This window comes from Thiocystis minor, assembly GCF_016653465.1.
GTDB classification, from domain to species: domain Bacteria; phylum Pseudomonadota; class Gammaproteobacteria; order Chromatiales; family Chromatiaceae; genus Chromatium; species Chromatium minus.
In genome coordinates this window covers 1-4,538 of record NZ_NHSQ01000016.1, presented here as the reverse complement: position 1 = coordinate 4,538, position 4,538 = coordinate 1, and the positions used below count along the sequence as shown (strand labels likewise).

The 4,538-nt window shown below is 65.4% G+C and carries 4 protein-coding genes; all 4 read left to right on the top strand.

The window, feature by feature from the left end; translation table 11 throughout:
• Nucleotides 1-47 precede the first annotated feature (47 nt).
• Nucleotides 48-1,775, top strand: coding sequence for a hypothetical protein (locus tag CCR95_RS00650; protein ID WP_201090947.1), 1,728 nt, complete (start codon nucleotides 48-50; stop codon nucleotides 1,773-1,775).
• Between the two features lie 653 nt (nucleotides 1,776-2,428).
• A complete protein-coding gene (locus tag CCR95_RS00645) occupies nucleotides 2,429-2,845 on the top strand; it encodes a hypothetical protein (protein WP_201090945.1) in 417 nt (138 codons plus the stop codon).
• A 66-nt stretch (nucleotides 2,846-2,911) separates the two neighbouring features.
• On the top strand, nucleotides 2,912-3,772 hold the full coding sequence (locus CCR95_RS00640) for a sterol desaturase family protein (RefSeq protein WP_338115317.1): 861 nt from the start codon (nucleotides 2,912-2,914) through the stop codon (nucleotides 3,770-3,772).
• A partial coding sequence (locus CCR95_RS00635) for a VTT domain-containing protein (protein ID WP_201090944.1) occupies nucleotides 3,769-4,538 on the top strand: 770 nt, incomplete at its 3' end. The genes CCR95_RS00640 and CCR95_RS00635, both read left to right, overlap by 4 nt.

Genomic DNA, 4,538 nt, shown 5'->3' with positions numbered 1-4,538 from the left:
AGATATTGGGTTGGGAAACGGAGGAACAGACGCATGAGAGACCGGAGATGAGACCCACCCAACGCATGCCGAACGCGCCATCCGAGGCGGTGCCCACGCCCGCCTTGGCCTCGACCAGCGCGTCGGTCCGGCCTTCCGGGGCGACGGTCCGCCAGTTTCGGCAGATCCTGCTCTGGCCGTTGCAGATCGAGTCGCAGGCACACACGCTCGCCGCTCGCCAGCAAGCCTGGGCGAAACCCTGGGGCGTACTGGAGCGCGAGGATTGTCCCTGGCGCCGCGTGGAATGCGCGCCGGCGACCGATTCCCTCGAATCCAAGGAGCGGCAATACAAGGAGTTTGTGACCTTCCTGCCGTATGTCCAGCGGTTCCTCTATGGGGAGAGCCGCTCGCCAGGGCACCAGGGCGCGGATCCGCCGAGCGACGCCCCCATGCAGGTCTTCCGGCGCCAGGACGTGGCCGCCTTGCGGATCGCGCTGCGACCGGGCGAGCCCCCCCTCGTGCTGCCGGTGGACCGCGTCGATCTCCATTTCTTCGTCGACCTCGACGTGGTCGTGCTCAAGGTCGAGGTGCACGGGGAGGATCTGCCCTGGGACACCGTGCTCGATCTGCTCCATCGTCACGGGCGCGCCTATCCTTCCGGCTGGGACGCGAGCGGGCAGGGGGTTCACAACGCCCATCGGACCGAATGGCTGGCCGCCGACGGGACGGTCCTCGCCGCCTCCGATGCCTCGGATCGGCAGAGCTACATCGACTTCGTGTGCGAGCGTCGCTCCCCGCGCATCGCCGCCCATTGGGCGTTTCTATTGCACCCGCTGGTGCCGGCGCACGGCGACGACGCGGGAAGTCTCCGCTATCGGGTTCTCGAATACCACCGGATGCCGGTCATGGCTTACCTGGCACTGGACGATCCCCGGTCCCTGGGTCGAGAGGAGTTCATCCGTCTGGGATTGATCAATACGTTCCGTCCGGGTGACGCGCTCCCGCGGCGGGATCCGGCGGTGGCGCGGTTCGCGTCGCGTTATTGCGACGATCGCTACTGGACGGAGACCGACACCGGACCCAATACCCGGCTGATCTGTACGGGCAGTACCCTGGTGGTGGTGGGCGAGGCGCATTCCCCCTACTTTGGCGACGCGATCCGTGGCGTCCTCTCCCAATTCCGCCACCAGTTTCTGCTGCTCTTTCTGATTGCCCATTTCCACCGGGCAGCGCTACTGGTCTTCGAGGATAAGCTCGTCGACGCGGTCAACGATCTGGACATCGGCGACAACCGCTCCCAACAGCGCTTTCGCCAACGCATCCGCGACAACTTCGAGTCCTTCCTGCGCTTTACCCATCGCTACTGGTTCCACGAGCTCTCCGAGCGCGCCCAGATGCAAGGGCTGTTCGCCCGCTGCGCGACCCATCTGGGCAACGAGGCGAAATACCGCGAGGTGAGCGATGGCATGCGGGACATGAGTCAGTACCTGGACAGCGACACCCAGCGCCGTCAGTCGAGCACGGTGGTCCGGCTCACCGTGGTGACCACCTTCGGACTGGTAGCTACGACCGCGACCGGTTTTCTCGGCATGAACCTGATCGACGAGACCGCTGCCCCGCTGGCGGTGAAGCTCGCCTATTTCTTCGTGGTCCTGGGCGTCGCGGCCGTCTCCATCCTGGTCACCGTCGCAAAATCCAAGGCGCTGTCTAAAGTGCTGGAAGACCTGTCGGAGGACGGCAGGATTCTGCCGCCCCGGCGCAAGCTCCGGGGCATCTGGAAGCGGCGCCGGACCTAAGCAAGCCTCGACTGCACGAAGTGGGGGCGATGAAATTCTTTGGGATTATAGAGAATCGAGTGGTGGAATCAGATCTTCAGGAGCAGTTCGGTCTTGACGAAGGTGATCGATCGCGATGCGATGTGAGTTCCGGAAACGCCTCCCAAGGCATCCGCAGGGCGCCGCCTGACGCGCCGATGAGGCTGATAGTTGCCTACGGCGCCCGCAGCTTATCGGATGGCCGTTATCGACCCTACCGTCCGCAGATGGATTCATCGGGGCTGCTCCCTGCCAAAATCCCTGCGGCAGCTTCGGGTCGAGACCAGTCCCTGGACCTAGAGGCCGGACTTTCCTGTTTCCTCGTCTAGCCGCCTCTCAATGTCAATGATGATGCTGCACGGAGGCCTGGCCGCGCTCTTCTGTAAACGGAGGGACCTTCGGGGCAATGGTTGGGCCAACTGCCCTTTTCGCCATCTCCAATTCGTCGTTTTTCTTGAGATTCAGAGAAGTCGATCTCGTCCAGGTTCTCTCTTCGTATATTCATCGGTCTTTGAAGAGTCTAAATGCGCGGGAATCTCTCTGACGTGTTCAGTGATCGTCACACAACTCGTCTTCAATCCAAGAGCTGCAGGTGGCCGGACGCAGCTTCCCGCATCTACCGGAGCTCGTCCCCCATGAACCCCCAACCCCATCTACTCTTCGTCTACAACGCCGACAGCGGTCTCTTCAACACCCTGGCGGATATCGGCCATAAGCTCTTCTCGCCCACGACCTACCCCTGCTCGCTGTGCGCCATCACCCATGGCGTGCTCGCCGAGCGCGCCGGGTGGCGGGACTTCATCGGTTCGCTGGGCGTGACCTGCGCGTTTCTGCATCGCGACCAGTTCCACGCGCGCTTTCCAGCGATCCAGGAAACACTTCCCGCCATCTTCAGCTTGCAGGATGGCAGCCTCCGCTTGTGCGCCGATGCCACGGCCATCGGCGCCTGTCAGGGGCTGGATGACCTTCGGGCGCTGATTTTGCGGGGCTGCCTGGACGGGGCCGAGCCGGATGACGATCGGGCGCCGGAGAATATTCAACCGATAGGTTGAAAGACTGACGCCGATCTGACACCATCCCGGTCCATATCCATCGCATCATTCCCGGAGGCCGCCGGCGTGGACAGCTTCATCCAGACTCATGAGCCGACGCTGCGGCTCGCCGCCTTCCTGGGCATCTTCGCCGCCATGGCACTGTGGGAACTGCGGGCGCCACGGCGGGCGCTCAGCGTCTCCAAGCTACGGCGCTGGAGCGCCAACCTGGGGCTGGTGGTGCTCAACACGCTGCTGCTGCGGCTGGCGTTTCCGGTCGCCGCCGTGGGGCTGGCGGCGACGGCCACGAGCCACGGCTGGGGTCTGCTCAATCAGATCGCGCTGCCGGCCGGCGTCGAGCTGGTGCTGGCGCTGGTCGCCCTGGATCTGGCGATCTGGGCGCAGCACGTCTTCTTCCATGCGGTGCCGGCGCTGTGGCGACTGCACCGGGTCCATCACGCGGACCTGGATTACGACCTGACCACCGGGGCGCGCTTCCACCCCATCGAGATCCTGCTCTCGATGCTGATCAAATTCGCGGCCATCCTGGTGCTCGGACCCTCGGTAGTGGCGGTGATCCTCTTCGAGGTCATCTTGAACGGCATGGCCATGTTCAACCACGGCAACGTGGGCCTGACCGAGCGGTTGGACCGGCCGCTGCGCTGGCTGCTGGTGACGCCCGACATGCACCGGGTGCATCACTCGGTGGCGGCCGATGAGGCCAACTCCAATTTCGGATTCAACCTGTCGCTCTGGGACCGACTCTTCGGCACCTATCGCGACCAGCCGCGCGGTGGCCATAGGAGCATGACGATCGGCATCGAGGATCTGCGCGACCCGCGCCGGGTCTGCGGCTTGCCGGGGATGCTGCTCCTGCCCTTTCGCGGCGCGGTGACGGACTATGCGATCAACCGTCGCGCCTGGAAGAAACCGGAGGATCAGGCATGAAGGGCCGGGCACGTCTCTTTCTGGCCCTGCTGCTGGTGGCGGGCAGCGTCCTGGCCCTGAGCCTGCGCGGGGGCCTCGATGTCCGGATGCTGGAGCACTGGATTCAGGACGCCGGGCTGGCCGGACCCCTGGTCTTCATCGCGCTCTATGCGCTCGCGACACTCCTGTTCCTGCCGGGCTCCCTGCTGACCCTGGCCGGCGGCGCGCTCTTCGGCCCGGCGTGGGGCACGCTCATCAACCTGACCGGGGCCACGCTGGGCGCGGCGCTCGCCTTTCTGGTCGCGCGCTATCTGGCGGCCGACTGGGTCCAGGGCCGCGCCGGGGGGCTGCTGAAGCGCCTGATCCAGGGCGTCGAGGCCGAGGGCTGGCGTTTCGTCGCCTTCACCCGGCTGGTACCGCTCTTTCCCTTCAACCTGCTCAACTACGCCCTGGGGCTCACACGCATCCCCTTCGTCCATTATCTGCTCGCGACCACCGTTTGCATGCTGCCGGGCGCGCTCGCCTACACCTGGCTGGGCTATGCCGGACGCGAGGCGGTCGCCGGCGGCGAGGGGCTGATCCAGAAGGGGCTGATCGCGCTGGCTCTGCTGGCGGCGCTGCTCTTTCTGCCCCGGCTGATCGCGCGCCTGCGCCGGCCGCCCTGGATCGACGTGGACGCGCTCAAGGCGCGTCTGGATCGCGGCGAGCCGCTGCTCATCCTGGACGTGCGCCCCGCCGCCGATTTCACCGGCGAGCAGGGACACCTCGCGGGCGCCCTGAGTCTGCC

Coding starts and splice junctions, on each gene's coding strand:
- CCR95_RS00650 (WP_201090947.1), top strand. CDS start 48: ATGAGACCCACCCAACGCATGCCGAACGCGCCATCCGAGGCGGTGCCC.
- CCR95_RS00645 (WP_201090945.1), top strand. CDS start 2,429: ATGAACCCCCAACCCCATCTACTCTTCGTCTACAACGCCGACAGCGGT.